28 protein-coding genes and 1 riboswitch are annotated in these 25,399 nt (G+C 37.0%); of the genes, 11 read left to right on the forward strand and 17 right to left on the reverse strand.

The annotated features are described in order from the left end of the window. Positions 1-9: 9 nt before the first annotated feature. The gene (locus F5ESL0261_RS09490) at positions 10-696 is read right to left on the reverse strand and encodes a Fic family protein (RefSeq protein ID WP_122053057.1); all 687 of its coding nucleotides are present in this window, start codon (positions 694-696) and stop codon (positions 10-12) included. Beyond that, the gene (locus F5ESL0261_RS09495; protein WP_084600369.1) at positions 689-1,111 is read right to left on the reverse strand and encodes a helix-turn-helix transcriptional regulator; all 423 of its coding nucleotides are present in this window, start codon (positions 1,109-1,111) and stop codon (positions 689-691) included. The genes F5ESL0261_RS09490 and F5ESL0261_RS09495 overlap by 8 nt, the downstream gene beginning before the upstream one ends. Before the next feature lie 639 nt (positions 1,112-1,750). Between F5ESL0261_RS09495 and F5ESL0261_RS09500 the strand changes: the two genes are divergently transcribed. Beyond that, positions 1,751-2,095: a hypothetical protein gene (locus F5ESL0261_RS09500; protein ID WP_122053058.1), complete on the forward strand. Its 345-nt coding sequence runs from the start codon at positions 1,751-1,753 to the stop codon at positions 2,093-2,095. Positions 2,096-2,235: 140 nt separating this feature from the next. Here the strand turns inward: F5ESL0261_RS09500 and F5ESL0261_RS09505 are convergent, their stop codons facing one another. The 3 genes from F5ESL0261_RS09505 to tenA all read right to left on the reverse strand — a co-directional run bounded on the left by F5ESL0261_RS09505 (position 2,236) and on the right by tenA (position 3,781). Next, entirely contained in the window at positions 2,236-2,652 is a 417-nt protein-coding gene (locus F5ESL0261_RS09505; RefSeq protein WP_122053059.1) for a hypothetical protein, read from the reverse strand. A 123-nt stretch (positions 2,653-2,775) separates the two neighbouring features. After that, positions 2,776-3,015, reverse strand: a complete 240-nt coding sequence (locus F5ESL0261_RS09510) for a hypothetical protein (protein ID WP_122053060.1) — start codon at positions 3,013-3,015, stop codon at positions 2,776-2,778. A gap of 106 nt (positions 3,016-3,121) precedes the next feature. Continuing rightward, complete coding sequence (gene tenA, locus F5ESL0261_RS09515; protein WP_233560928.1) at positions 3,122-3,781, reverse strand: thiaminase II; 660 nt, start codon at positions 3,779-3,781, stop codon at positions 3,122-3,124. Positions 3,782-3,980: 199 nt separating this feature from the next. Continuing rightward, positions 3,981-4,079, forward strand: a riboswitch (TPP riboswitch). 75 nt (positions 4,080-4,154) lie between these two features. Between tenA and thiM the strand changes: the two genes are divergently transcribed. The 3 genes from thiM to thiE are packed head-to-tail and all read left to right on the forward strand — an operon-like array spanning position 4,155 to position 6,434. Beyond that, complete coding sequence (thiM, locus tag F5ESL0261_RS09520) at positions 4,155-4,943, forward strand: hydroxyethylthiazole kinase (protein ID WP_122053062.1); 789 nt, start codon at positions 4,155-4,157, stop codon at positions 4,941-4,943. A gap of 11 nt (positions 4,944-4,954) precedes the next feature. After that, positions 4,955-5,758, forward strand: coding sequence for a bifunctional hydroxymethylpyrimidine kinase/phosphomethylpyrimidine kinase (gene thiD, locus F5ESL0261_RS09525; protein ID WP_122053063.1), 804 nt, complete (start codon positions 4,955-4,957; stop codon positions 5,756-5,758). Between the two features lie 10 nt (positions 5,759-5,768). After that, positions 5,769-6,434: a thiamine phosphate synthase gene (thiE, locus tag F5ESL0261_RS09530; protein WP_370448933.1), complete on the forward strand. Its 666-nt coding sequence runs from the start codon at positions 5,769-5,771 to the stop codon at positions 6,432-6,434. Positions 6,435-6,536: 102 nt separating this feature from the next. On the opposite strand, the gene gap is transcribed toward thiE, so the two are convergent. Continuing rightward, positions 6,537-7,556 carry a type I glyceraldehyde-3-phosphate dehydrogenase gene (gene gap / locus F5ESL0261_RS09535; RefSeq protein ID WP_122053065.1) on the reverse strand — a complete coding sequence of 340 codons (1,020 nt, stop codon included), beginning with the start codon at positions 7,554-7,556 and terminating at the stop codon, positions 6,537-6,539. A 104-nt stretch (positions 7,557-7,660) separates the two neighbouring features. Between gap and F5ESL0261_RS09540 the strand changes: the two genes are divergently transcribed. Continuing rightward, positions 7,661-8,392, forward strand: a complete 732-nt coding sequence (locus tag F5ESL0261_RS09540) for a LysR family transcriptional regulator (protein WP_158595224.1) — start codon at positions 7,661-7,663, stop codon at positions 8,390-8,392. A gap of 47 nt (positions 8,393-8,439) precedes the next feature. On the opposite strand, the gene F5ESL0261_RS09545 is transcribed toward F5ESL0261_RS09540, so the two are convergent. Genes F5ESL0261_RS09545 through F5ESL0261_RS09560 form a run of 4 tightly spaced genes read right to left on the reverse strand, consistent with a single transcriptional unit; the run spans position 8,440 to position 10,875 of the window. After that, positions 8,440-9,279 carry a hypothetical protein gene (locus F5ESL0261_RS09545; protein WP_122053067.1) on the reverse strand — a complete coding sequence of 280 codons (840 nt, stop codon included), beginning with the start codon at positions 9,277-9,279 and terminating at the stop codon, positions 8,440-8,442. Between the two features lie 22 nt (positions 9,280-9,301). Beyond that, positions 9,302-9,637, reverse strand: a complete 336-nt coding sequence (locus tag F5ESL0261_RS09550) for a hypothetical protein (RefSeq protein ID WP_122053068.1) — start codon at positions 9,635-9,637, stop codon at positions 9,302-9,304. A 15-nt stretch (positions 9,638-9,652) separates the two neighbouring features. Further along, positions 9,653-10,414, reverse strand: a complete 762-nt coding sequence (locus F5ESL0261_RS09555) for a LiaF domain-containing protein (protein WP_109586872.1) — start codon at positions 10,412-10,414, stop codon at positions 9,653-9,655. Continuing rightward, positions 10,414-10,875 (reverse strand): LytTR family DNA-binding domain-containing protein, encoded by a 462-nt coding sequence (locus F5ESL0261_RS09560; protein WP_122053069.1) that lies wholly within the window; start codon positions 10,873-10,875, stop codon positions 10,414-10,416. The genes F5ESL0261_RS09555 and F5ESL0261_RS09560 overlap by 1 nt, the downstream gene beginning before the upstream one ends. A 302-nt stretch (positions 10,876-11,177) precedes the next feature. Between F5ESL0261_RS09560 and F5ESL0261_RS09565 the strand changes: the two genes are divergently transcribed. Together F5ESL0261_RS09565 and F5ESL0261_RS09570 are read left to right on the forward strand one after the other, a co-directional pair. After that, positions 11,178-11,450: a type II toxin-antitoxin system RelB/DinJ family antitoxin gene (locus F5ESL0261_RS09565; RefSeq protein ID WP_038524621.1), complete on the forward strand. Its 273-nt coding sequence runs from the start codon at positions 11,178-11,180 to the stop codon at positions 11,448-11,450. Between the two features lie 12 nt (positions 11,451-11,462). Then, a complete protein-coding gene (locus tag F5ESL0261_RS09570) occupies positions 11,463-11,780 on the forward strand; it encodes a type II toxin-antitoxin system PemK/MazF family toxin (protein ID WP_122053070.1) in 318 nt (105 codons plus the stop codon). A gap of 158 nt (positions 11,781-11,938) precedes the next feature. Here F5ESL0261_RS09570 and F5ESL0261_RS09575 read toward each other — a convergent pair whose 3' ends face one another. The 3 genes from F5ESL0261_RS09575 to F5ESL0261_RS09585 all read right to left on the reverse strand — a co-directional run bounded on the left by F5ESL0261_RS09575 (position 11,939) and on the right by F5ESL0261_RS09585 (position 16,528). Beyond that, entirely contained in the window at positions 11,939-13,750 is a 1,812-nt protein-coding gene (locus F5ESL0261_RS09575; RefSeq protein ID WP_122053071.1) for an FAD-binding protein, read from the reverse strand. A gap of 189 nt (positions 13,751-13,939) precedes the next feature. Beyond that, a complete protein-coding gene (purB, locus tag F5ESL0261_RS09580) occupies positions 13,940-15,235 on the reverse strand; it encodes an adenylosuccinate lyase (RefSeq protein WP_122053072.1) in 1,296 nt (431 codons plus the stop codon). Between the two features lie 3 nt (positions 15,236-15,238). Next, on the reverse strand, positions 15,239-16,528 hold the full coding sequence (locus tag F5ESL0261_RS09585) for an adenylosuccinate synthase (protein ID WP_122053073.1): 1,290 nt from the start codon (positions 16,526-16,528) through the stop codon (positions 15,239-15,241). Positions 16,529-16,722: 194 nt separating this feature from the next. On the opposite strand from F5ESL0261_RS09585, the gene F5ESL0261_RS09590 reads away from it, so the two are divergent. The 4 genes from F5ESL0261_RS09590 (at position 16,723) to F5ESL0261_RS09605 (ending at position 20,287) form a co-directional block, all read left to right on the forward strand. Beyond that, the gene (locus tag F5ESL0261_RS09590; protein ID WP_122053074.1) at positions 16,723-17,715 is read left to right on the forward strand and encodes a GMP reductase; all 993 of its coding nucleotides are present in this window, start codon (positions 16,723-16,725) and stop codon (positions 17,713-17,715) included. Positions 17,716-18,029: 314 nt separating this feature from the next. Beyond that, positions 18,030-18,575, forward strand: coding sequence for a hypothetical protein (locus F5ESL0261_RS09595; RefSeq protein WP_122053075.1), 546 nt, complete (start codon positions 18,030-18,032; stop codon positions 18,573-18,575). A gap of 44 nt (positions 18,576-18,619) precedes the next feature. Then, a complete protein-coding gene (locus tag F5ESL0261_RS09600) occupies positions 18,620-19,222 on the forward strand; it encodes a hypothetical protein (protein ID WP_122053076.1) in 603 nt (200 codons plus the stop codon). Between the two features lie 51 nt (positions 19,223-19,273). Continuing rightward, positions 19,274-20,287, forward strand: coding sequence for an SLAP domain-containing protein (locus tag F5ESL0261_RS09605; RefSeq protein ID WP_122053077.1), 1,014 nt, complete (start codon positions 19,274-19,276; stop codon positions 20,285-20,287). Between the two features lie 107 nt (positions 20,288-20,394). Here the strand turns inward: F5ESL0261_RS09605 and F5ESL0261_RS09610 are convergent, their stop codons facing one another. The 4 genes from F5ESL0261_RS09610 to F5ESL0261_RS09625 all read right to left on the reverse strand — a co-directional run bounded on the left by F5ESL0261_RS09610 (position 20,395) and on the right by F5ESL0261_RS09625 (position 25,393). Beyond that, on the reverse strand, positions 20,395-22,095 hold the full coding sequence (locus F5ESL0261_RS09610) for an adenine deaminase C-terminal domain-containing protein (protein ID WP_122053078.1): 1,701 nt from the start codon (positions 22,093-22,095) through the stop codon (positions 20,395-20,397). Positions 22,096-22,157: 62 nt separating this feature from the next. Continuing rightward, positions 22,158-23,213 (reverse strand): ABC transporter substrate-binding protein, encoded by a 1,056-nt coding sequence (locus tag F5ESL0261_RS09615; protein ID WP_122053079.1) that lies wholly within the window; start codon positions 23,211-23,213, stop codon positions 22,158-22,160. A 60-nt stretch (positions 23,214-23,273) separates the two neighbouring features. After that, positions 23,274-24,326, reverse strand: coding sequence for a PotD/PotF family extracellular solute-binding protein (locus F5ESL0261_RS09620; protein WP_109586886.1), 1,053 nt, complete (start codon positions 24,324-24,326; stop codon positions 23,274-23,276). Between the two features lie 23 nt (positions 24,327-24,349). Then, positions 24,350-25,393: an ABC transporter ATP-binding protein gene (locus F5ESL0261_RS09625; protein ID WP_122053080.1), complete on the reverse strand. Its 1,044-nt coding sequence runs from the start codon at positions 25,391-25,393 to the stop codon at positions 24,350-24,352. Between the last annotated feature and the right edge of the window lie 6 nt (positions 25,394-25,399).

Here is a 25,399-nt window from a genome sequence, read left to right on the forward strand (position 1 = left end):
TCCTGCTTTCTAATCTAATCCAAGGCTATCGTCATGATCAAGCCCCTGCTGCTCTTTTTCCTGTTGTTCAGCGTATTTTTGGGCAAGTTCAGCTTGGCTAAGTGTCTTTCCAGCACTTTGCAGTACTTGGAACGCTCGATTGCGGCTGGGTGTGTTTTCGACTTTAATTAGTTTAGCAATTTTGTCAACATTAGCTTCATTTTGCGCTTCAATCATCTCTTTGTTTCTTCGCGGATAGTCAATTACTTGGCCATGATTAGCCGCGTATGCAGAAAGAAAAACTTTGCAACTACGGCCGTTGCCCTCTCTAAACGGGTGCATGAAATTAATTGCGTCTAGCAGCTCAGCATAGTCTTTGTTAGCCAAAGGCTTTCTCGCGGGGTGCTTGTGCAGCATGTTATTAATATCTTTTTCGGCAAAATCGAATCTGGTATGATCAAAAAACTCATACCCGTTTTTATTGAAATTGCCGGGGCGATATTTACCGGCCCAATCGTATAGTTCACCAAATAAGAATTGGTGTACCTTCTTAAGGTCTCCGATATCGTTTATTTGGGGCTTTTTTTGCAACAAGAACAAAGCATTCCGAGCGGATAGCTCATATTCCTTTTTCTCTAACTCCTTTGGGTCATGGATATGGAGCTTATTTTTTAGGACGCCATTTGAATACAAGGTTTCACTAATCCAATCACTCATTATCCTTGCCCCAAATTTCTTCAAAGCGCTCAGCTACTACTGGATCAGGCTGGATAGCTTCATCAAGCAATTCCTGGATATCTGATTCTGTAGGATTCCACCCTTCCAGGTGGTTGACTTCCACGACAGTTCTAATTTGTTGGTAAATTTCTTTATTAGCAATGAAAACGCCTTGGATAGTCTGCGTTTCATCGTTTATATCTAAAATATATGGTTGTGTTTCTAGCATATTGAGTAAATCTCCTGGCTTCTCTTTAAGTGCGATTGCAAAGGCATTAAGGACCCTAATTGACCAGGTCTCAATTGGTTTAACAATTGAGTTTCTTAAAGTACTAAGTGGGACGTTGCTGGCCTCAGCGACTTTAGCGACGCTTATATTTTTGCTTTTGAGTAGTTTAACGATTGTTGCACTCATTTTAAAGCCTCCAATATCTTTACTTATATTATACCATATTTAATCACTTTTATAGTGATATATGGTAAAAAGCGATATTAGATTTTAAAGTAGTGCTATTCAAGTTCTATACCTGTGGATTGTATTACCTGCTTATTGGAAATCACAACACTATCTGTTTTGTCTTTATTTAATTGTATCTCCGCATAGTAGAATTTTCTTGTTTTTTACTATTAACTAGCACATCGTTCCAATCTTTACCAATAGTTTTGGCAGGCTGTAAATTGCTGAATTGGGGTGTAGTGGTCAAAATTGCAATTTTCGAATTTGATTATTTACAAAAGGAATGATTTTTTGTTGTAGGCTAATTCAGGAATATCTTTATTTTCCATATATTTTAATGAGAGTTACATCGTCACCTTTGACCTCAATAACTACTGCGCTGTCAATTGTTGCTATATTTTTTATATGTTGCGACAAGCTCAAAAGGCTCTGCCGATGTATTATTCATCTCAGGCATATTATCATTTGATGCAAAAACGGCATTAATTCTTAAAACCCCAAAAGTGATATAATTAAGGCTACTATTAATAAAGATGACTGTTTATATTTTTTAAATTCTGTTTTCATAATTTTTTCTCTCTTCCTAACATATTAAAAATGAGCAAAAATGAAAAAATAACAAAAACTATAACTGTATTTATTTTAACATTTCTCTTTTTAGGCATTGGAATGGGCTTTATACATTATTATAGAATTAATTCTTTAGAAAAAACCGTATATCTTAGTGCTGGCGAAAGAAAATATTCATATAACTTAGACACATATAAATGCTTACATAATAAAAAAATTGCTTCTGTTAAAATAACTACTGATAATCAAGGATCTTATGATACGCTTTATTATGTCGGAAAAATTAATAGTAGATATTATGGCTTTCTATTTAAAGATCGTGGCATATTAAGAAAAGCAAAATTAATTTATATTAAAAAAATTGATGAATAATAGCATATTAGCTTTTAATATAATGATTTTAACAATGCGAAATAACTGAACTAAAAAAGGCAGCTTAAGCTATATGACCCCAAAATTTAGGACAAATTTGGGGTCATATCAGTTACTGCCTTTTTGATGAATTAATGAAATTAACCGTAATATTGATCCTGGTCTAAAGCAGTTTCATCAAAATCAACTATCATAAATTCATAGTTTGAAAAACACTCCATCCAGTTGTTATAATAGTCGTTCTCTCTTTTTAGCACCTTGCTGCTTTCTTCTCCTTCTATTATAAAAGGCTTTGAACGTATATTAAAATTGGCATGTATTGCACCCAGCAAATTCAATAAACGCAAGAAATCTTTTGCGGAATCCACACTTACATGAAAAGATTTAAACGAACTATTATTTTCGCCAAGATAACTTTTTGCTCTATTATACTCATCAACAGATTCTGCCTTAAAATTTTCAACGCTATTTACATTCTCTTCGATAATAGCTGTCGGAGCTTGTTTTTTTAAAAAATCTAGTATCTTTCTTAATTTAAAAAATTGTTCATCATTCATTTTTATTATTCTCATTTAAAAGGCGGTGCTCGGAAACATTATATCTCCTATGAAGCCATCAATTTTGCCGCTTAAAGTGGCATAGCCATGTCATCTACGAATGCAAGAATAAGAATATTGCGGCTAAGTTTGGCATCGGCCTATACCGCGAGCACTATAACTGACGGTTCTTGCTTTTTTGCTTCCACTAGCATAGTAGTGCATTGTTAGCTCTCCAGACCAATTATAGACTAGAAATACAGGTTTAAGATCAGTTGCTTTTAGTGCATAATATATGCTGCCACTAGTAACCCACATTTTAGAAATTCCTAAATCACCATTAACAGTACTAGGTAAATCTACATTATTTTCTCCAAGTTGCACACTTTCCTGGGACTTTGAACAATAATTACATTGTCCAATATCAAAATTTTATTATGAAATTGACTAAAGACAAGTAAGAATAAAATAAAAGCGGTTTTTACAGAAGTTACTTCCAATCTTGCTTTTCATAAGCCATCTGCCAAAACTGCAATTCATAATAGCTGCTGCGTACAAATGCAGTTTGCATTTGCTCAAGTTCTTCATTAGTGGCACTTTCAGCCAAAGAATTGGTTAAATGCAGCATTTTTGCTACGTTGGCACCATACCACTCGCCATCATAAGTATCAATCCATTCCTGATAATAAGAAACCGGTGAGCCCTTTTCTGCCATTTTTTGGCCAATTTCCTGATAGAGCCAGTAACATGGTAAAAGTGCTGCCACCGCTGGTTTAACACCAGATCGCTTTAACGTCATATGCATATGGTTAACGTAGTTATAAGCTGTTGGCGCCACCGGAGTTTCAGCAATTTCAGTCGCAGTTATGTTTAATTCTTCAAAAAAATGGCCGCGCACTGATATTTCGACATCTTTCAAGTCTTGCGCCCCTGCCAGTAAAAATTCCTTTACTTCCTGATTATCCGTTTTTGCCGCAATCAATTCATGCAATTTGCTGAATTCTCTTAAATAATAGCGATCCTGCAACAGATAAAATTTAAAAGTTGCAATTGGAAGTTCGCCACTTTGCAATTCCTTAATAAATGGATGCACCATACTTTTATGCCACAATGCCTTCCCCGCTTCGTGTAGTCGATCAGTGAAATTCATGATTATTCTCCTCCAAATTAAATAATTGTTAATTATTACTAACTACACTTTATTCAAAATTAACTATAATCACTATCCTTTTTTTGCTTTTTAGCACATTTTTAATAATAACTAAAATTCTAGTACTTATGACATAAACAAATAGTATCTTTATCAACCTAACGTTGTAATAAGCAATAAAATACGCTATAATTGTAAGCGATAACACGAGGGGTGCCTTTTTGGCTGAGATGAAAATTTTTCAGACCCTTTGAACCTGTAAGTTAATACTTGCGTAGGAACGTGTCAAAACTGCTTAAGCTTTGGCATTTCCATATGCCAAAGTTTTTTTATTAGTCAAAAATTTTAAGGATATTAAATTAGGAGTAATAAAATGCAGTTAGAATTATTAGACAAATTGCGAGCAGAAAACCCGGTTATTTTCAACATTGCTAATTTTGTAACAGTTCAAGACGTGGCCAATGCCGTTAATGCTATTGGTGCTTCGCCAATTATGAGCAATGAGGTCGCTGAAGCCGAAGAAATAGTGCGAATGGCTTCCGCCGTAGCAGTTAATATTGGCTGTTTAACCAAAGAGCAAATTAACCACATTAAAAAAGTGGAAGATTTGGCACGCCAATACAATAAACCCATAGTATTTGATCCTGTAGCCGTTGGTGCCGTAGAGTATCGTTATAAAATCACAGATAAACTTTTATGGGCTTTTCATACCAGTATTATTCGGGGCAATATTGGTGAAATAGCTGCCTTAGGTGGCTTTGATTGGAGTTCAAAGGGCATTGATGCAGGCTCCGGCTCTGGTGATATTGATGAAATTGCTATGAAAACTGCTCAGAAATATCATTGTACGGTCATTGCCAGCGGCTCCACAGATACAATTAGCGACGGTAAAAGAATAGCCCATGTTCATAATGGTTCACCCCTTTTTAAAACCCATGTGGGTTCTGGTGACATGTTAACCAGTATTGTGACAGCTTTTACAGCAGTCACTGACGATCCGTTTGAAGCAGCGCAGATAGGTGCTTTAGTTTTCAGTTGTGCCGGTCAATTAGTAGTTCAAGATCACCCCAATGTTGGGCCCGCTACTTTTGGCATGTATCTCATGGATTATTTATATAAAGTAAAAGTTGCAGATATTGAACAAATTGCTGATTTTGATTAAGGAACTTTATGATGACTGAAAAAATTAATTCTTTTCCCCAAGTTTTAACCATTGCCGGTACAGATTCTGGTGGTGGTGCCGGGATCATGGCTGATTTAAAAACTTTTCAAATGCAAAAAGTATTTGGTACAGCTGTTGTAGTAGCAGTGACAGCACAAAACACTTTGGGCGTCCAGAAATCTTTTTTACTGCCTTTAGAAATGATCGATGCCCAATTCGCCTCTTTGGCAGAAGATTTCCACATCCGTGCTTGTAAAACAGGAATGTTGGGCGATGCAGATCACGTTCACCAAGTTGCACTTAATTTGCAAAAGTATGACTTTGGTCCTATTACCATAGATCCAGTGATGATTGCTAAGGGGGGCGCACCATTATTAAGTCAAGATGCTGTCGCCACCGTTAAGAACGAGCTGCTGCCTTTAGCAGATCTAATAACACCCAACTTGCCAGAAGCGGAGACTTTAACTGGCATCAAGGTACAAGATCAAGGCCAATATTCAGAATTAGCTCATAAATTACAAGATATGGGAGTTAAAAATGTGCTAATTAAAGGCGGCCACGCAAGTAGCGCAGAAGTAAAAGATTATGCTTTATTTGCTGATGGTTCTGATCTTTGGGTCAGCAGTTCCAGGATACATACCGAGCGCACCCATGGTACCGGTGACACGTTAGCTGCAGCAATTACGGCTCAGCTGGCTTTAGGTCAAAGTTTACCGTCAGCAATTAAAATTGCTAAAAAGTACGTTACCAAAACTATTAAAGAAACTATTCAAGTTGGTCATGGTCACGGCCCTTTAAATCATTGGGCTCAGTAATTTAGGAGAAATAATGAAAGACTTTAACACTGATTTTTTACATGCTTACTTTATTTGTGGCAGTCAGGACGTTCCAGAAGGTAAAACTTTACCGGGCATAGTCGCAGAAGCACTTGCTGCAGGTATTACTGCTTTTCAATTTCGGGACAAGGGTCCTAATTCAACTTTAAGTGAAGCCGAGAGGCTCCCTATGGCGCAAAAGCTGCACCAATTGTGTTATGCATATCACGTGCCCTTCTTCATTGACGATGATGTTCAGTTAGCACAACAAGTTCATGCCGAAGGCGTCCATGTTGGTCAAAGCGATGAAGAAATCAGACAGGTCATTAAAGAAGTTGGCAGTCAAATGATTATCGGCTATTCTTGCTCGAATTTAACGCAAGTTGAACAAGCCAATAAAATTAGCGGAATTGATTATTATGGCAGCGGTCCAATTTATGCCACCCAATCTAAAAGTGACGCTGATCCCGAAATTGGTATTGTCGGCTTAAGCCAACTGGTTAAAAATACTGCTCGGCCAATTGTTGCTATTGGTGGGATTACCGCTAGCGACTTAAACGCAATCGCTAAAACTAAGGCAGCTGGGGCTGCAGTAATTTCTTTGATTGCCCAAAGCAATGATATTAAGCAAACCGTTAGTCAAATGCTCACAGCGCCATGGTTGAAAAATGACTAGTATATTTAAAAAACACAAAAAATGATTCTGCACTTGGCAGAACCATTTTTTATTGATGATAAACAGTTATAAATTGATAAAAATATCAGTTAATTTTTGGAATTAACCTAGCTGTGCAATCTTTTGCAGTGTTCTGATCATTTGGGCTACAAAACCGGACTCATTATCATACCAGGCGTAACCTTTGACTAGTTGTACCCCATTATCTCCAGTTTCAACTTGGGTAAGAGTTGGATCAAAGACCGAACCAAATTCAGTGCCAATAATATCTGATGAGACAATTTGGTCGTCATTATAGCCAAAAGAAGCATTGCCTTCGGTATGCTTTTTAATTCTAGCGTTAAATTCTTCAACCGTAACTTTTTCTCTTAAAATAGCAGCTAGTTCAGTAATAGAACCAGAAATAACAGGGACTCGTTGAGCAATACCCGTAAGTTTGCCATCCAGTTTAGGTATAACTAGGCCAATAGCTTTAGCTGCTCCAGTTGAATGCGGAATAACATTAGCGACAGCGGCACGAGCATTACGGACGTTGCCACCACGATCAGGGCCATCCTGCAACATTTGTGAAGCTGTGTAGGCATGCGTTGTAGACATAATTCCCACTTGAATGCCAAATTCATCGTTCATTGCCTGAGCTAATGGTGCTAAACAATTAGTGGTACATGAGCCTGCGGAAATAATTTGATCAGATTCAGTTAGTTGATCATCATTTACGCTATAGACAATAGTTTTCATATTGCCTGCGGGAGCAGAAATTAATACTCTTTTAACACCGGCATCAAGGTGAGCTTGGGATTTTGCAGTTGAAGTATAAAATCCAGTGCATTCAAGTACTATTTTAACTCCGTCGTTTTTAACCCACGGAATTTGGCTGGCATCTTTTTCCGCATAAACCGGAATATTTTTACCATCAATTACAATACTATTAGTTGTAGCAGTTACTTCATGATTAAATTGACCATGCGCAGTATCATATTTTAATAAATGTGCTAACATAGCTGGTGAGGTTAAGTCGTTGATTGCGACAATTTCGATGTCGTCACTGGCCACTTCATAAATTCGCCGTAAAGCAAGCCGACCAATGCGACCAAAACCATTAATACCAATTTTTGTAGTCATAATAAGTTCCCCCTTTAGATTACAAAATTAGTATATTAAAACAAATTCACTCTGCATAATCCGAGATTGTAATAGGGTTATCACTTTTAATGATATGGAGTATTATGAATTTTAACGATTTATATATTTACCAAACAATTTATGAAACTAGATCACTGAATAAAGCGGCACTAAAATTGGGCTACACTCAATCCAACATTACGGCCAGGCTCAAAACAATGGAGCGAGAACTGAAAACGCCACTTTTTGTGCGTTCTAATTTAGGGGTCAGACCAACTAAAAAAGGGCAAAAAATGTATCATTTTGCGACTAAGGCACTACAAAACTATCAGAATTTAAAAGACGATTTAACCAGTAACAAACCCAAAGTTTTAATCTCTGAGTTGCTTTTTGGCTATGTTATTACTCAAAAGAAACAGTTTGCACTTGATCAATATGAAGTCATTATTAAAAGTACTAATGAAATTCAAGAATTATTAACTAAGCATCCCTATGACATGGTCTGGGCCTTTACTCCGATCACTTTACCCCAATATTCGTTAATCAAGAAAAGTCATTTACAAGCCTGTTTTTTAAAAGGCAAAAAGCAGGAAAGTAAAAATGTACCGGTTGCCATAAACGCAGACATAAATTGTCCGTTTCGTAACTTGACTCTCAAATTAACGCAGAATAAAAACAGTGTCACTGAAATTGATTCACTGGAAATGATTTTAGAGCTGGTCAAAAAAGGCCAGGCAATTGCATTATTGCCTAAATACTTAATGAATGATGATTTAGTTGCAGCTGATTCACAAAGTTGGAATATCCCCTATTATTTTTACCGCTACCAATTATAGACAAGTAAAAAGACGCCATTATTTGAATAACGGTGTCTTTTAAATTTCTAGTTCAGTTCCTTTAAATACGTTTCATAAACTGGGCACAGATTAAACGCATACTTTCTGTAAGTCCTCGTTGCTAATGGGTCCGTAGAGTCAAATTCACCACTTAAGGTTTGATATTTTGCTTGTGCCCAATTTAGCAATTGCTGTTGCAATTGGTCTAATAAATTAGGCTTAACAGCACCCATCCATCCTAAAGTCAATTCTTGAGGGGTATCCTCAAAAGAAAAGCAATACGCCTTAATTTGTCCAGCAGCAATTAGCGCTAAGGGGGCGTGTTCAAGTTGATCAGTGAAAATGGTTTTGCTCCACTCACTAAGAGGTATCTTTGCAACCGGATTTGCTAAATGATTTTTCTGATAATCGGAGAAACTCACTTGTGCTAGCCTATTCATCATTACAGAATCTTTTTTTATTTCGTGTAGAGTGACCATCTGTAAATCTGTCGCAATTAGAATATTTTTCAGTGCCCTTTTCAAGGGCATCTGGGGTTCTACAGTAGTTCTGATTAACTTAAAACCATTTTTTTGACCAATGGCATTAAAGAGTAATTGCGGTGCATAATCATAAGTAATTAATGCGTTTTGGTGATTCTTTTGGGCTTTTGCCGTTAAATCTGTCAATATTTGCTCATAAACCTGCATTTGTTCACCGCTGGTTAATCTAGGTGCAAGATAGCCCGCAAAATTTAAGGAATAAGGGTGAAAAGCATTTTGCCAACATGTCATTAATCCGACTGGCTTATTTTCCAGATAATAGGCTTGTGTATGTTGAGGAAATTGTTCTACAGCTTCCTTAATTTTTCTATCTGGACTTACATTGGCTAATAATGAGCCATACATAATTAATAATCTCCTTTATGGACTATTTTTTCGCCCGTAAAATTTTGGCCTTGGCATCATTGTAGCCGTCAATGTAGCGTTCTATTTCAATTGCTTTATTCTGGGTAACACGATTAACTAAGTTAACACCTTTTTTAGGAAAAGCCTTGAAAGAATGACTCTCTGCATAGTCCTTTTTGGCTTGTTCATAACCCATTTGATAATCACTGAGAGAACTCTTTTTCACAGCAGTTTTTGCTGCATGATAGGTATAATCAGTGGTATCATGCCATTTTTTATACGCTTTTTCAGCATCTTTATAGTTTCCGGCTTCATAATTTTCTTTGACATAATCATGTAATTGTTTTAAATTAACCATTTTATTTTCCCCAAGTTAAATATAATTAACTTCCACATCACCCATGCTGAAATGCCCAGTTAGCATCAATGTAGGACCGTCACCGGTAGATTCGTCATTAATATCTAATTCTCCCAGAGCTAGGTTTAAGTTATCACTGTTGACTTTCCATGAAGTTGGAACGTAAATTTCAATCTCACCCATAGTGCCACTAATGTCAACGGTCACTACATCGCCTGCAGCTTTAGCCTGATCAAGGTAGACTTCAACTTCACCCAAAGAAGAATTAATTGTTATACTGCGTAAATTTTGTGAATGAACGTAGCGCGAAACTGATGATAAGCGCTGATTGATTACTATATCTTCTCCATCAACTTTTCCAGTACCGCTACTGAATACGTTATTATCAATTCTTGAGCGATTATTGCTAAAGTTCTTCCATTTGCCGTCTTTTTTCTGGTTAAAATAGACTATCCTGGGAAACCAGCTTCTCTTAAAAATCAGCGTTAAGCCTAAATAAATTAATAACGCCGCCACTAAGACCGTCCACGGTACAATTTTGGTAATATGCAAGGGTTCAGCGTAAACAATTAATAAAAAGGCAATGGAAAAAGTTGTACCAAACAAACTTTTATTAGCCACGCTTTCGATCAGTGCTGCTCCGAATATTATCGTCCAAATAATCATGCTGACTTTTAAATGAAATGAAAGCAGATGCAGCTGATTAAGGACTAAGAATACGGCAGCTGCTACTAGAGCAATGCCCCAAAATACTTCTCTAAGTTTAAATTTTTTCATTATGATGACCTTCTCTCGTTTAACCTATCATTCAAATTGTGATAGTAGTGACGTGAAACATAGACAGTTTTATAAGAATCGCGAAAATTAATCTTACAGTTAGAAATCGAACGTGTTAAGGCATAAATTTGATTTAAATTTAAAATTGTTGACTTAGATACCCGCATGAACTGATTATTTAGCAATTTTTCTAGTTCATAGAGTTTATAGTCCACGGTAAAGGCATCCCTAGCAGTATGTGCAATTACCTGTTTATCTTCTGTTTCAAAAAATAAAATCTCATTCATGCTCAAGTAATAGGACACATTATCTTTTTTACCTTCTATTTGATCAGGATGTTGACTGATACCTTGAAGTTGACGGTAAATTTGTTCAACTTCTGGTGTCACAGCTTTAGCACGGATAGTTACACTAGTTTCATCATTATCCAGATCCGGATCCAGTTCTATTTTTATTTTCACGCTTCTCACCTGCCCTTCATCACTTGATGATTTAATTAAACGCTTATTTTAATGTAAAATCTAGCACTTTTAACTAAGTGGCAATTATAAGAAACCAAGTGGCATATTTTTTTGATTCAGAAGAAGCAGAAAAATTCAAGAGCAGTAAAAAGCCGTAATTCGCTTTAGTACGAAATACGGCTAAAATATGGTTTTATTTAAGACAATTTTAGACTAAAATTTACAATAAGTGCCTAAAATATGCTATTTTTGGTATTTTTATGATATTATTTGTTTAATAAAATAATTTTGGGAGGCAAATTATGGCAACTAAGATTGTTACTAAAAGATATTCTGTTAATATAGACAAACAAATAGCTGATACAGCAGAGCTAGTTATTAGAAAAATTGGTCTTAAACCTAATGATGTGATTTCAATGATGCTTACACAGATTGCTGACAAAGGCAAACTACCTGTAGCATTTTCAGTTGATGACTATGACCATCTAAAAGATGAAATTATTGCAGCTAGTCGTAAAATTCCTGCACAAAAGGTTGAAACCTCCGAAGAAATAGCTGACTTTTTCGCAGATTAAGGAGACCAGTTAATGAATTTGGGCGATATTTTTATAACATACCTTGAATACGAAGATGTACCAAACGGAAAAAGTCGGCCAGTTTTATATATTGAGCAGGATGATGAATTTTATTATGTATTTAAAATTACCAGTAAATATCAGAATAAATCAAAACGCATTCGCGCAAAGTATGTTAAAATCACCGATTGGCAAAAGTCTGGCCTTAACAAGGAATCATGGATAGACTGTAATAAACGTTATCAGCTAAGAATTGATAAAACAAGACTAAAAGGTATTGGTAACTTAACGGTAACTGATTTAAATAATCTTAAGAAATTTATGTGGTAGAGAACAACAAGGACAAGTATGAAAAAGGCACTGAGTTTTGATGTGAACCCCAAAATTAGGACAAATTTGGGGGTCATATCATTTTATTATTCAATGCCTTTTAATTGTTCTAAGAGAAGCCGGGGTTTTTCAAACCCTTCTAAATTCCAAACAACTATTTATTTAATTTTGCTTAATGCATCCCTCACAGCGTCTTTTAATCCTCTAGTGGTATTAGAGGCACCAGAAATTGCATCGACATCAACTGTATTTGCGTTAACCATCTTTGCCGGTAATTCATTGATTGCCTTTTGACCATAATCATCGGATTCAGCTTGTTTCAGAACTTCGATGTTTTTGAGATTCTTTTGCTTATCGGCTGTTACCCTGACAATAATTTCATCTCCCATTCCTTTAGTAGATTTACCAATATATTGTTCAGGGCCAGTCGGATATTCTTCTTTCTTAATATCAGAAGCAAGTGGACGTGGCTTTAACGGCTTTTCATTCTTAGGAGAAGGTACATTAACTTCTGCGATATCGTCTTTAGGATGGGCTGCATTTTGACCGGCAATTTTACCGAAAATCAAACAGTCGCCCAAATCCGAACCACCTTGATATAAGTTAGACATATTACTGCCCAGCTCACCAGCACCATATAAATGTGGAATCGGCTTGTGCTCAGGATCAAGAATTTCAGCTCGGGCATTTCTTCTAGGACCAGCTTCAGACCAGCCAATAGTCTGTACTAGCGGTATAGCATAATACGGACCCTCTTCAGAAAATGCACTTAAAGTAGCAGGATCACGATGATAAGCATAATCATGCTTCTTTTCGGCAAAAAAGTTAAATTCATCAATTGTACTTTGCAGTTTATCCGCAGCAACTCCCATCTTTTCTGCTAATTCAGAAACAGAATCAGCTTTAAGGACGGAATTAAGTGCTTTATTATCAGGGAAAGTATCAATCTCACTGATCTTGTCATATTGCTTTTGATCAAAGACAAAGTAAGGGTGAATTGGATTCAATGGTTTATACCATGAACCATGATTTTCTACATAGCCTTCACGTGCTCCTTGATCTTCCTTAAAGTAACGTGTGCCGTCATCGCCAACCGTAAAAATACTGCCTGTATAGAAGATTGGGTTACCCATATAAAATGGTGCACGCTTCATCCCAGGTTCATAAAAAGCAAAAGCTTGTTGCATTCCACCGGCCGCATACATTGACATATGCCACATATCCGCACCTGCTTCGTGAGCAAGGTCAATGCCCTTACCTTTATTATAAAGCGAACCCAAAGGTACTAACTTGTGTGAGCCAATATAGTCTTGGATCATTTGTGGATTATTTTCGATACCACCAGTGGCTAACACCACTCCATTTTTGGCATAAATATTTAATAAAACATTGTCACGTTCAATTTGGGCTCCCACAACTTTCCTACCAGGAGTCTGGAGAATATGCTTAACAGGTGCAGAATACCAAACATCAATCTTATCACTACGATCAAGTACTTTTTGCCGTAAAATGTTCCACAATGAAGCGTTAAAAATACCCTTCTCTATTGTGATCATGTCATAGCTTTTAGCACCTGGTAGATTAGGATGATCGGCAATTACAGCATCTTCTGGCAGTCCTAAAATGGTTTTATAGCTAACGGGATTAGCAACATCCAGGTACTTTTTGAAATATTCTTTCATGTGTGTAATGCCATGAACAACTGTATCCTCTATTTCAGGATCAATATTAAAGTGCTGGGCCAAATGTTCATAATAAGCGCGATAATCCTCTTCGCTGCTGCTATAACCTACAAGTTCAGCAGCATACCTTGTGTTGCCACCTTCGTGACCTTCTGGAGCAGAATCAACTATCAGCACTTTAGCACCACTATCAGCCGCAAAACGAGCTGCAGTTGCTCCAGCTCCACCAAAACCTAAAACTACTACATCATAGCTTGCATCATAATATGTATGATCATTAACTATCATATGATTGCCTCTTTTAAAAAAATCTTATTCTAGCTTAAAAGACTTAAATTTTTGCCTTTCAATCTTTAAATATTATCTTGCGTTTATGTTAATAATATCACATAACCGCTTACATTAAACCGGACTTATCCAAAATTTAATTTTGAGTATAAAAAAAGTTCACATTCAAGTGAACTTTTATTTATTAATTTATTCTAAACCAACTTTTTTAAAAATCTCATCTACATGCCGCAAATGGTAATGATAATCAAAAGCATCAGCGACATCGTCTTCAGAAAGATAATTCATAATTTGACTGTCTTCAACTAATTTTCTAAAGGAAATTCCCTCATTCCAAGATCTCGTGGTTAATTTTTGGACCATATCGTAAGCATTTTCACGAGAAAGACCAGCCTCATCAATCAATTTTAACAGCAAGCGCTGTGAATAAATCAAGCCATAAGTTTTATCCATATTTTTAAGCATGGTTTCTGGAAAAACATCAAGGTTAGTCAAAATGCGGTTAAAGCGATTGAGCATATAATCAATACCAATTGTCGTATCAGGTAAAATTACCCGTTCAGCACTGGAATGGGAAATATCACGTTCATGCCACAGTGATACATCTTCATAAGCAGTAATAATATGGCCGCGTAAAACCCGTGCCATACCACAAAGATTTTCCGAGCCAATAGGATTACGTTTGTGAGGCATCGCTGAAGAGCCTTTTTGCCCTGTACGGAAGTGTTCTTCTACTTCGTGAATTTCAGAGCGTTGCAGACTTCTAATTTCGGTTGCCCAATTTTCAATACTGGTGGCTATTAGCGCCAAAGTCGCAATATATTCAGCGTGTAAATCGCGTGGCAATACTTGACTGGTAATTGGCTGCTGGGTTAAGCCTAGCTGCTTTAAAACACTAGTTTCAACAGCTGGCGGCACATTAGCAAAAGTCCCAACGGCTCCGGAAATTTTTCCCGATTCTACTCCTTTTGCTGCATGTTCAAAGCGTTCAATATCACGATTAATTTCCGCATACCAGCGAGCTAATTTCAAGCCAAAAGTAGTGGGCTCAGCTTGCACACCATGCGTGCGCCCCATTTCCACCGTATTTTTATATTTACGTGCTTTTTCAGCAATCGTATTTTTTAGTTCATGCAGATCTTGACGAATAATTCTATCTGCCTGTTTTAGGATATATCCTTGCGCAGTATCGACAACATCCGTCGAAGTCAGGCCAAAGTGCACCCATTTTTTCTCTGGGCCCAGACTTTCAGAAACCGTTCGTGTAAAAGCAACCACATCATGGTGGGTTACCTGCTCCAATTCTGCCACCCGTTCTGGTGTAAAGCTGGCATTTTGGGCAATTTTAGCAGCATCTGCTTGAGGCACTTCCCCTAATTCACTCCAAGCATTGGTAGCAGCAATTTCTACTTTTAGCCATGCTTCATATTTGTTTTCATCAGACCATATTTTACCCATTTCAGGGCGAGTATAACGTTCTAGCATAAATTACATTTCCCACGGATTTTGTAAAACGATCGTTTGCTCACGATCAGGGCCTACCGAAACAGTAACTAAAGGTATGCCTACAAGTTCTGAAACACGGTTTAAAAACTTCTGTGCGTTTTCTGGCAAATCAGACCAAGTCTTAGCACCTGTGATATCTTCTTTCCAAGCAGGTAATTCTTCGTAAACAGGTTGGCAGCGGTCTAATTCTTTTAGACTTGCAGGATAGTAATCAATTTTCTGACCATCAAGTTCATAAGCAGTTGCAATTTTAATAGTGTCAAAACCGCTAAAAATATCAAGCAAGTTAAGACTTAAACCATTGATGCCAGAAACGCGTTTGGCGTGACGTAAAGCAACTGAATCAAACCAGCCCACGCGCCGAGGACGACCGGTAACTGTGCCATATTCATGAGCAGTTTCGCGAATACGGTCACCAGTTTCATCTAGTAATTCAGTAGGAAAAGGACCAGCACCAACACGGGTGGTATAAGCTTTGCAAACACCAATGACACTTTTTACCCGGTTGGCACCAACACCGATACCGCTGGCAATTCCACCTGAAATTGTGTTTGACGAAGTAACAAATGGATAAGTCCCTTCATCTATATCAAGCATAGTTCCCTGCGCACCTTCAAACAGTACTTTTTCATTATTATCCAGAGCATCGTTAACTAGCACTGAAGTGTCAGTGACGTATTTCTTCATTTTCTGACCGTATTCAAAGTATTTGTCAAAAATATCTTCAAATTTCAGTGCCGGTTTGCCATAAATTTTGGTAAATACTTCATTTTTTTGCTCTAAATTAGCGCGTAATTTAGCTGCAAAAGTATCCTTCTCAAGTAAGTCACAAACGCGAATACCAATTCTGGATGCTTTATCCATATAAGCCGGTCCGATACCATTTTTAGTAGTACCGATTTTTTGATCACCTTTTGCTTCTTCTTGATATTCATCTTGCTTGATATGATATGGCATGATGATATGAGCCCGGTTAGAGATTTTTAATTTACTGGTATCGATTCCCTTTTCAGCCAGATTCTCTAATTCGCTAAATAAAACCTCAGGATTAATAACTACGCCATTACCAATTACGGCCCCTTCTTTTGACGCAAAAATACCTGAAGGAATTAAACGCATCTTAAAATCTTGACCATTTATTTCAATAGTATGGCCAGCATTATTACCACCATTGGAACGAACAGTATAGGCAGCGTCATTACTTAAAAAATCAGTAATTTTGCCCTTTCCTTCGTCGCCCCATTGGCTACCAACGACTGCAACTGCTGTCATATTTATTCACCTCATTAAATTTCTACAAATATCACGTAAATAGTCTAGCAATTTACCATTCTTTAGTCAAATTTAAATGCGAATTATTATAGTGGTTATATTTTCAATAGTTCGATTTTTATATTGACAAAAAAAGCATTTTTGATTATAGTTACTTCGTTTGTAAAGATATTTATTTAGGAGCCGATTTACTTATGAGCAATTATTTCAGTATGGAAGCATTTGATTATGATGATATCCAGCTTGTTCCGAATAAAGGGATCATTAAGAGCCGTCATGATGCAGATACCAGTGTTAAGTTCGGAAACCGAACATTTAAAATACCAGTCGTACCTGCCAATATGGAAAGCGTAATTAACGATGACTTGGCGGTTTGGCTGGCCCAAAACGGCTACTACTATGTCATGCACCGCTTTCAACCTGAAAAGCGTTTCGCTTTTATCAAGATGATGCATGAAAAAGGTCTATTTGCTTCTATATCTGTTGGTATTAAAAAAGGCGAATATGATTTTATCGATCAGCTAGTTGCTGAAAACATTAAGCCTGAATATATCACGATTGATGTAGCTCATGGGCATTCTATCTATGTTATTGATATGATTAAATACATCAAAGAAAAATTGCCAGATACTTTTTTAACAGCAGGCAATATTGCGACCCCAGAAGCTGTGCGTGAATTAGAAGGTGCAGGAGCAGACGCCACAAAAGTTGGTGTTGGTCCTGGCCGCGCTTGTATTACCAAGCTTAAAACCGGTTTTGGCACTGGTGGCTGGCAACTCGCTGCGCTAAGAATGTGCAGTAAAGTAGCCAGCAAACCGCTGATTGCTGATGGCGGTATCCGTTATAACGGCGATATAGCGAAGTCAATTCGGTTTGGCGCCACCATGGTTATGATTGGCTCAATGCTTGCAGGGCATGAAGAGTCCCCTGGTAATGTAATCAAAATTAACGGTAAAACCTATAAGCAATATTGGGGATCAGCTTCTGAAGTCCAAAAAGGTGCCTATCGCAATGTTGAAGGTAAACAAATGCTCGTTCCCTACCGCGGCCACATTGCCGATACCTTAAAAGAGATGCAGGAAGATTTGCAATCCTCAATTTCATATGCCGGGGGCAGAAATCTTAGTTCAATTAAATTAGTTGATTATGTAATTGTTAAAAATACAATTATGAATGGCGACAAATAAGCAATTTAAATTTTATCCCTAAATCATTGACAAATATGGTAATAATTTGCTTTTTCCGTTAAAATAATGTTATCCCAGTTCTGTTAGGTAGTCAGCGCTGGGATTTTTTGTGTTCAAACTATAAAAGGTTTTGTATCTTTATCAAAGGCTGTTTTGCCTTGCCTAAATCTGAAAGCAGAGCTTATATATTTTCAATTAGTTGCCTGGTATTTCTTTATTTATGCTTTTTTATCCGCTTTAAAGTGTTACACGAAGTACAGAAAGCGTATAATTTGTTTGTAGTAAAGTTGAATTTTGTATAGAGGTAATAAAAAATGAAATTTAAAAAAGTGATTATGTTGGTAGCTGCCTTAATAAGTGTTGGCACGATTGGCAGTTTTATTAATAAGCCAAGTAATGTGCAAGCTAAGCAAACCCAGGCAGTTTTTCCTAAAAGCTGGCGTGGGACATGGTACTCATATAATTCCAAGACAAAGAAAATCGATAAGATGACTTTCACTAAAACAAAACAAATTTATTACGAAAACGGCCACCAGTATCCTAAATTGTTAAAAGCTAAACCTAAGGTTATGCCTAAACCTAGTAAAAAAACAAGATCTTGGGTTTATTTATCAAATAAAATGACTCAAAAAGGCTATACTTGGACAGGAGTTGGCATTTGGGGTTACCCTGACGAAGGTACGCTTGATTGGTATAACGTTGCTAAATTAGATGGAAATAAAATTTTAGGTTATGCAGAATATCAGAATGTTTATTGGTATGTAGATAGTCACTGGTATCAGACAGCTAAACTTGCCAAAAAGTTAAAAGATCACAAATATCCAAATTACGACTTTATTATTGGCGGCGATGACCTATAAATTTATCCGTATATTCTTATTCTGTTTTTAAAGGGAAATAAATAATGAAGAAAAAATCAGTTGTTAAAATTATTGCTACTTTTTTTATGCTATTGACTGGCCTTATTCTATTTTCACCTAAAAGCGTTAGTGCATCTGCTATAACAATTAAAGCAGCTTTTGATAAAAAATATTATAACGTTAATTCTACTAAAAAGGCTTATAGTGATTGGGTAGGAAATGTTACTTTTTTCACTCGACATCTAAAAGTTAACACGGGAAAGCCAATGTTCTTTACTCCAAGCATATATGTTGTTAATAAAAAGGCGACGGGACTTTCTGCTAAAGAAGATGGCATTTACATAAATAACATCGACCACAAAAGGTTTGTACATGGTCGTGTTTATTTAATGCGATTTTGCTTTGATCTCTCTCACCTTAAACCAGGGAAAAAATATCGTTTTAAAAATGACATGCACTTCAATAGCCCACATTATGCTAAATATCGGTGGTTTACTCAGAAGGCTTCACGCAAAGGCAATCTTTCCAATAGTACCCACCTTCCTCAAGTAGACCTGTATGTCAACTGTGGCGCCAAGAAATCCTTTTTGAAAAAGGTAATGCATAATAATAAAAAGATCGTTAATTCGAAAATTAAATTATATTAATTTAATAATTTTTTGGCTAATAAGTTTTATTATTTTATGAAGGGAGAAGCAATGAAGAAAAAAAGTCTTATTGCAATGATTGCCAGTATTTTAGTATTACTAGGTACTGGTTCATTTAGTAGTCCACAACCAGTATCTGCTGCTAAACATCAAATATTTGTGTACAGCAAAACATATGTCTATGATCATAAGGGCAAGAAAACCAAAAAAGTATATAAAAAGAGCAAAAGTCTTTATTATACTTCTGTTAAAAAGATTAAAGGTTATAAATATTATCGTATCGGTAAAAATAAATACATCCACTACTACGATGGTTTACCGCTCAATATAGTCAAAACACCAAAAAATAGGCCTGCTAAAAACGGGGCAAGTTTGATGGATTTTATGGCAAATGATAGTTCGCTAACCACTGCCCAAAGACAGGAAGCACAAAAAGCAGCGACTTTACTTAGAACAGGCAAAATTGATAGTCAAGCGCAAAAAGGTGCACCATCATGGTTCAATACTTATGTCAAGTTAGGTGGCAAAGATGATGCTACCAGCAACGTTAATATTAAAGCTTCCCTTCAAAGTCTTGCTAATGCAAACAAGGAAAGAAAAAGAGCTGGAGTTGGTGCGCTAAAAATTTCCCCAACTTCTACAGCCATTTCCATGATTGATGCAGATTATCAAAAACAGGGTTCCTTAAACCATCCGGGCTTTTACGGCTATCATTTCAACCTGGAAAATCTTTCTGCCGGTGCTGAGCCAATTAGCAACTGGATGACTGAAAAAGTTGACTGGGAATGGGACGTAAAGAAAAACCCTAGCCTTGCGCCCTATGAATTCACTCCTAATTGGGAAGACCCTGTATATCATCAAGCTGTCTTAGGAACAAACGGTTATAGAATGGCAGGACACTATACCAACTTATTAAATAAGGGACATCGCGTAATGGGCATGGCTCATATGACGCAAACTCCATATGGTGCTGCTGATGCTTTTAACGCAACTAATGAAGGAGAAGATGGCGCAATTACTTTGGCTCAATATAAGGCTATAGTAAAAGAATGGTTAAAGAAATAAACGTCTTCACTTCTTAAGTACGAAAAAATCTGTTAGTTTATATTGTGAAATCTCACAATATCTGACTAGCAGATTTTTTGGTCATTATTTAATTAATTTCTCATTCTCTACCTAATTTCTTCAAAAAGTGGAATCTTTTTCTGACTTTTGACCTCAAATATACCCTTATCTGAAATTTTAATGGTTGGTGAAACCAGTAAAGACAAAGTAGAAAATGACATAATCTCGTTAGGATTTTTATACCCTAGCTCCTGCAGTGTTTTGCGCACCTTGCCTATTTCTGTGCCTAAAACAGACATTGGTTGGTCACTGGCAACACCGCCAATAGCTAATTTTGCATTAGCAACTATTTTATCACCCTTTGCTGCAATATAGCCACCCTGCTGTTCAACCAGTTGATTCTGAATCTTGAGCATTGCAGCAGTATTCGTACCCATGATCATTATGTTGTGGTGATCATGAGCCCAAGTCGCTCCTACCGCACCGTCTTTTATAATACCACGGTCAACGAAGCCAAGACTAAAATGTCCGCTGCCGCTATAACGGTCTTGCACCATAATCAGTGCCAAACCGGCTTTTTGCCATTGAACTATGTGATCTTTTACCTCAAGTTTTTCTTGAATATGGTTAGTAAAAGTACCCACAGGATTAAGTTGAATAATATTTGCCAATACTTCTCCGTTTGCGACCAAATCTGTTTTAACCACAAAGTCATCAGGTAATAATTTAGGAGCATTAACTGAGTGACGCAACTCTGGCAAAAATTGGTAGCCTGTCTGCTCTTTGATATCTGCTGCATTAATTCCATTTTTATAAACAGCTGCTATTGACAAATCATGCAGATCATCGAGGATAACAAAATCAGCTACTCGGCCGGGAGCAATTGCACCTCTATCCCATAATCCCATATGGCGAGCTGGTGTATAAGTAGCTATGTAAATAGCTTCTTCAGGTGTCATCCCCATTTTGATTGCTTTTTTCACCAAATAGTTCAAGTGGCCATGAAGCAAGGTATCAGGCATAGAATCATCAGTTACCAGGGCAATGTGGTTAAAGTAATTGTTCTTAATGATCGTATCAATTACTTCCTGCAACATTGATTTCAGTTGCACCTCGACAAACATGCCATTAGGAACTTTTTCATTAACTAAGGCAGCTGTCTGTTCCGTATGGTCAGTAGTAACTCCAGCATAAATAACTTTAGCCAGATCTTCACCAGCATATGCTGGCACATGACCTTCAAGAGGCATTGTTGGTTTTTCCTCACGACAAACTTTGATAATATCTTTGATCAAGGTTTTATGCGGAGAAGTCATATCCTTAAAGTTCATCACTTCGCCTAAACAAATAAAGCGCGGATCTTTAAGCAGCTCTTGTACTTCTTTCACGCCAATTTTGCCACCTGTTGTTTCCATATCTGGGTTCGTTGATGGAACCGACGATGGAATACCAAAGAAAATATCAATCGGTGACGGCTCTGCAATGAAATTTTTTAGTCCCTTGATACCAGCAACATTTGTTACTTCGTGATCGTCAGCAATAATCGTTGTTGTACCGTATTTTAAAATTGTTTGTCCCATAATCGCAGGAGTAGTCATGGATGAATCAATATGCATGTGAGCATCAACAAATCCTGGGATTAGATACTTACCTTTGAGATTAATTGTCTTTTTAGCCCTAATTCCGGGTAAATCTTGGTTAACCCAATAGAATTTGCCATTTTTGACTGTAACTTGAGTATCAACAAATTTACGTAAAAAAACATTAAAAACATGGCCATTTTTTATCAAAAGATCAACTTGTGTCATTTTTCTCCCCCATAAACAACGAAAGAGTTGAAATATTCCAACCCTTCATTTTTAATTACTATTTACCGATTCATAATTTTATTCCATTGATTAACCCAAGAAGACAAATGGCTATTAACATAGAAGAAATTCATGCTCTTTGCGCGTTTTGCCACATCCCCGTAAGTCTTATTAGCAGCTTCAGCCGGTGTTAACTTAACTTGCGTGTTAACTGGGGCGTTATTAAGTGATTTTGCACTGGCACATCTCTTTTGAATAGCTTCACTTAGTCTAAAATTAATATACTTATAAGCAGCATCTGTATTCTTGCTATTCTTTAAAATGGCAACAACGTTGCTGTTAGAATATGTGCCTGATGCTGGAACAATGTATTTAAGGCCTGGATTAGTAGCCTGCAACATGCTGATAGCATAGTCACCAACAACGGCCACGCTGATTTCACCTGTTTTGAACATATTGGTTAAATCTGAACTTTGGTCGTATGTCTTAACCACATTAGGCTTCAATTCTTTCATAGCCTTGAAAGCCGCCTTACCACCGTCGCTTGGGACATCGACTTTAGCATGGCGACCCGCAATATACAGCATTGCAGGACCAAAAGTTGTTACGATATCAGGAATTGCAATCTTGCCCTTTAACTTTTTAGACCACAGTTGATCCCATTCTGTAATATGAACTTTTTTAGGATTATAAATTATACCTACGCTGTTAACAGTATAAGGAACGGTACCTGTGTCTTTAGCCAGCTTTTGTTCACTACTGGATAAATATTTAAAATCTTTGATTTTAGAAAAATCTACTTTTTTATATAACTTCTTTTTCGCACCAGCATAAGCATTCTTTTGTGCCACTTCAATCACGTCAACTGAAGAATTAGGATTATGCTCAATTTGAGTTAAGCTTGTAGTTGTATCTGCAGTAAATTGTGCGGAAATTTTAACGTTATTTTTCTTGGCAAAGGGATTGAGTACATCTGATCTCATTTGCTTAGTCAAGATGCCAAACGTAGAAACAACCAACTTGCCACCGTTTGCTTTAGAAGAACAAGCTGAAGTAGCAATAGCTGCTCCCGCAACAATTAAACTTGCTGCCATTAAACATACTTTTTTAATTTTCATAATAGACCTTTCCGAAAATCATACTTGCCTTATTAATGAAGGCAAGTTCTTTTTTGATAATTATTGGTTCATAATTTTATTCCATTGACTGATCCATGAAGGCATCTGCTTGTTCACGTAATAAAAGTCAATAGTTTTTGCTCTTTGTGCAATTGCACCATATGTTTTATTGGCAGCTTCAGCAGCAGTCAATTTTACTTGTGAATTAACCGGTGCATTATTAAGAGATTTTGCACTGGCAACTTTCTTTTGGTTAGCTTCACTTATACGAAAGTCAATATACTTATATGCCGCTTGAGTATTCTTACTGTTTTTCAAGATTGCAATATTATCGTAGTTAGCATATGTTCCTGAGGCTGGCACCAGATACTTCAAACTAGGATTAGTGGCCTGCAGCATGCTGATTGAAAAATCACCTACAACCGCTGCGGTAATTTCTCCCGTTTTAAACATATTGCTTAAATCTGAACTTTGAGAATATGTTTTAACAACGTTCGGCTTTAACTGCTTTAACGCTTTGAAGGCAGCCTTGCCATCATCCTTTGTTACGCTGACTTTAGCATGGTCCCCTGCCACATAGAGCATTGCAGGACCAAAAGTTGTTACAATATCAGGAATTGCAATCTTGCCCTTTAAGTTCTTAGACCATAAGTCATCCCAACTTTTAATGTGAACCTTTTTCGGATTATAAATAATGCCAAAACTGTTAACAGTATACGGAACAGTATTAGTGTCTTTTGCCAGCTTTTGCTGGTCAGCGGATAAATACTTGAAGTTCTTGAGTTTGGAGAAATCCAATTTTTTAAAGAGTTTCTTTTTGGCTCCTGTAATTGCATTGTTTTGTGCCAATTCAATGACATCTACAGGTGAATTAGAATTGTGCTCAATCTGCGTTAGGCGAGTTGAGCTATCCCCAAACTGTGTAGACACCTTAACATTGTTTTTCTTAGCATACGGATCAAGCACGTCGGAGCGCATCTGTTTAGTTGCCAAGCCAAAAGTAGAAACTGTCAGTTTACCGCTGCCAGCATTAGACGAGCAAGCTGAAGTCGCCAAAGTTGTACCGGCAATGACAAAACTAGCTGCTAACAAACAAGCTTTTTTAAATTTCATAACAAAACCTTTCTAAAGAATGATTATTCTGATAACGGATGAAGATGTTTAGCAGGAAGAGTTAGCGTTACTTCTTCTCCTGAGCTGCGCATCTTTTGCCGTGCTTCCTCAACTTGAAAGTCCCCAATAGCTGAATGAATGGCATACTTAAAACTTTGTCCTAAATATTCACGACTCATGATTGTACCGGCAAATGTATTTTCAGAAGCATCCGCTAAATTCAAGTGGATGTTTTCCGGACGAATAGTTAGCACTTTTGCATTTTGATTTGGTTCAACCGTATTCAAAACTGTATCGTCTACTTTGATATGATGGTCATCCTGACGATTAGCAGCAGTGACAGTAATAAAATTGTCATAGCCAATAAAACGGGCAACATATTCTGTCCGAGGATGATGAAAAATATTCTGTGGCGTATCAAACTGATCAATGCGTCCCTGTTTCATAATTAAAACCTTGTCGGAAATTGCGAAACATTCTTGCTGATCATGTGTTACAAACAGTACTGTCATTTTAAGTTTTTGCTGCAAGTCACGAATTTCTTCCCGCATTTTCAGCCGCAATTTTGCATCAAGGTTGCTTAAAGGCTCATCCATTAATAGCAATTCAGGATTGGTAACCAGGGCCCTTGCTAACGAAACTCTTTGTTGCTGCCCTCCAGAAAGCTGCGCTGGAAATTGTTGAGCCAGTTGACTTAAACCAGTAGTTGCCAGCATTTCAGTCACTTCTTTCTTGATGGCACTTTTGTCAAGCTTGCGCATTTTCAGTCCAAAAGCAACGTTATCAAAAACATTCATATGGGGAAAAAGTGCATAGCTTTGAAAAACCATTCCGAAATTTCTCTTATAAACTGGCACTTTGGTAATATCTTTACCGTTAACTAAAACTTGTCCAGCAGTTTCTGGAATTAAACCAGCAATAATTCTTAGTGTAGTCGTTTTACCACAGCCAGAAGGACCAAGAATTGAAACCAACTCACCGTTATTGACAGCAAAAGAAATATCTTTTAAAACGTTAGTTTTGCCATCGTATGATTTTGCTAAATTTTGTACTTCTAAATTTGCCACTGCCCT

The organism is Lactobacillus sp. ESL0261, from assembly GCF_003693025.1.
In the GTDB taxonomy this organism is placed as follows: Bacteria; Bacillota; Bacilli; order Lactobacillales; family Lactobacillaceae; genus Lactobacillus; species Lactobacillus kullabergensis.

Excerpts from the sequence above, each read along its gene's own strand:
- F5ESL0261_RS09615 (WP_122053079.1), bottom strand. The coding sequence starts at position 23,213 with ATGAAAATTAAAAAAGTATGTTTAATGGCAGCAAGTTTAATTGTTGCG.
- gap (WP_122053065.1), bottom strand. The coding sequence starts at position 7,556 with ATGACTACAAAAATTGGTATTAATGGTTTTGGTCGCATTGGTCGGCTT.
- F5ESL0261_RS09595 (WP_122053075.1), top strand. The coding sequence starts at position 18,030 with ATGAAATTTAAAAAAGTGATTATGTTGGTAGCTGCCTTAATAAGTGTT.
- thiD (WP_122053063.1), top strand. The coding sequence starts at position 4,955 with ATGACTGAAAAAATTAATTCTTTTCCCCAAGTTTTAACCATTGCCGGT.
- F5ESL0261_RS09540 (WP_158595224.1), top strand. The coding sequence starts at position 7,661 with ATGAATTTTAACGATTTATATATTTACCAAACAATTTATGAAACTAGA.
- F5ESL0261_RS09605 (WP_122053077.1), top strand. The coding sequence starts at position 19,274 with ATGAAGAAAAAAAGTCTTATTGCAATGATTGCCAGTATTTTAGTATTA.
- F5ESL0261_RS09570 (WP_122053070.1), top strand. The coding sequence starts at position 11,463 with ATGAATTTGGGCGATATTTTTATAACATACCTTGAATACGAAGATGTA.
- F5ESL0261_RS09600 (WP_122053076.1), top strand. The coding sequence starts at position 18,620 with ATGAAGAAAAAATCAGTTGTTAAAATTATTGCTACTTTTTTTATGCTA.
- purB (WP_122053072.1), bottom strand. The coding sequence starts at position 15,235 with ATGCTAGAACGTTATACTCGCCCTGAAATGGGTAAAATATGGTCTGAT.
- F5ESL0261_RS09550 (WP_122053068.1), bottom strand. The coding sequence starts at position 9,637 with ATGGTTAATTTAAAACAATTACATGATTATGTCAAAGAAAATTATGAA.
- F5ESL0261_RS09590 (WP_122053074.1), top strand. The coding sequence starts at position 16,723 with ATGAGCAATTATTTCAGTATGGAAGCATTTGATTATGATGATATCCAG.
- F5ESL0261_RS09545 (WP_122053067.1), bottom strand. The coding sequence starts at position 9,279 with ATGTATGGCTCATTATTAGCCAATGTAAGTCCAGATAGAAAAATTAAG.
- F5ESL0261_RS09575 (WP_122053071.1), bottom strand. The coding sequence starts at position 13,750 with ATGATAGTTAATGATCATACATATTATGATGCAAGCTATGATGTAGTA.
- F5ESL0261_RS09565 (WP_038524621.1), top strand. The coding sequence starts at position 11,178 with ATGGCAACTAAGATTGTTACTAAAAGATATTCTGTTAATATAGACAAA.
- F5ESL0261_RS09555 (WP_109586872.1), bottom strand. The coding sequence starts at position 10,414 with ATGAAAAAATTTAAACTTAGAGAAGTATTTTGGGGCATTGCTCTAGTA.
- tenA (WP_233560928.1), bottom strand. The coding sequence starts at position 3,781 with ATGAATTTCACTGATCGACTACACGAAGCGGGGAAGGCATTGTGGCAT.
- thiM (WP_122053062.1), top strand. The coding sequence starts at position 4,155 with ATGCAGTTAGAATTATTAGACAAATTGCGAGCAGAAAACCCGGTTATT.
- F5ESL0261_RS09500 (WP_122053058.1), top strand. The coding sequence starts at position 1,751 with ATGAGCAAAAATGAAAAAATAACAAAAACTATAACTGTATTTATTTTA.
- F5ESL0261_RS09585 (WP_122053073.1), bottom strand. The coding sequence starts at position 16,528 with ATGACAGCAGTTGCAGTCGTTGGTAGCCAATGGGGCGACGAAGGAAAG.
- F5ESL0261_RS09620 (WP_109586886.1), bottom strand. The coding sequence starts at position 24,326 with ATGAAATTTAAAAAAGCTTGTTTGTTAGCAGCTAGTTTTGTCATTGCC.
- F5ESL0261_RS09495 (WP_084600369.1), bottom strand. The coding sequence starts at position 1,111 with ATGAGTGCAACAATCGTTAAACTACTCAAAAGCAAAAATATAAGCGTC.
- F5ESL0261_RS09610 (WP_122053078.1), bottom strand. The coding sequence starts at position 22,095 with ATGACACAAGTTGATCTTTTGATAAAAAATGGCCATGTTTTTAATGTT.
- F5ESL0261_RS09490 (WP_122053057.1), bottom strand. The coding sequence starts at position 696 with ATGAGTGATTGGATTAGTGAAACCTTGTATTCAAATGGCGTCCTAAAA.
- F5ESL0261_RS09505 (WP_122053059.1), bottom strand. The coding sequence starts at position 2,652 with ATGAATGATGAACAATTTTTTAAATTAAGAAAGATACTAGATTTTTTA.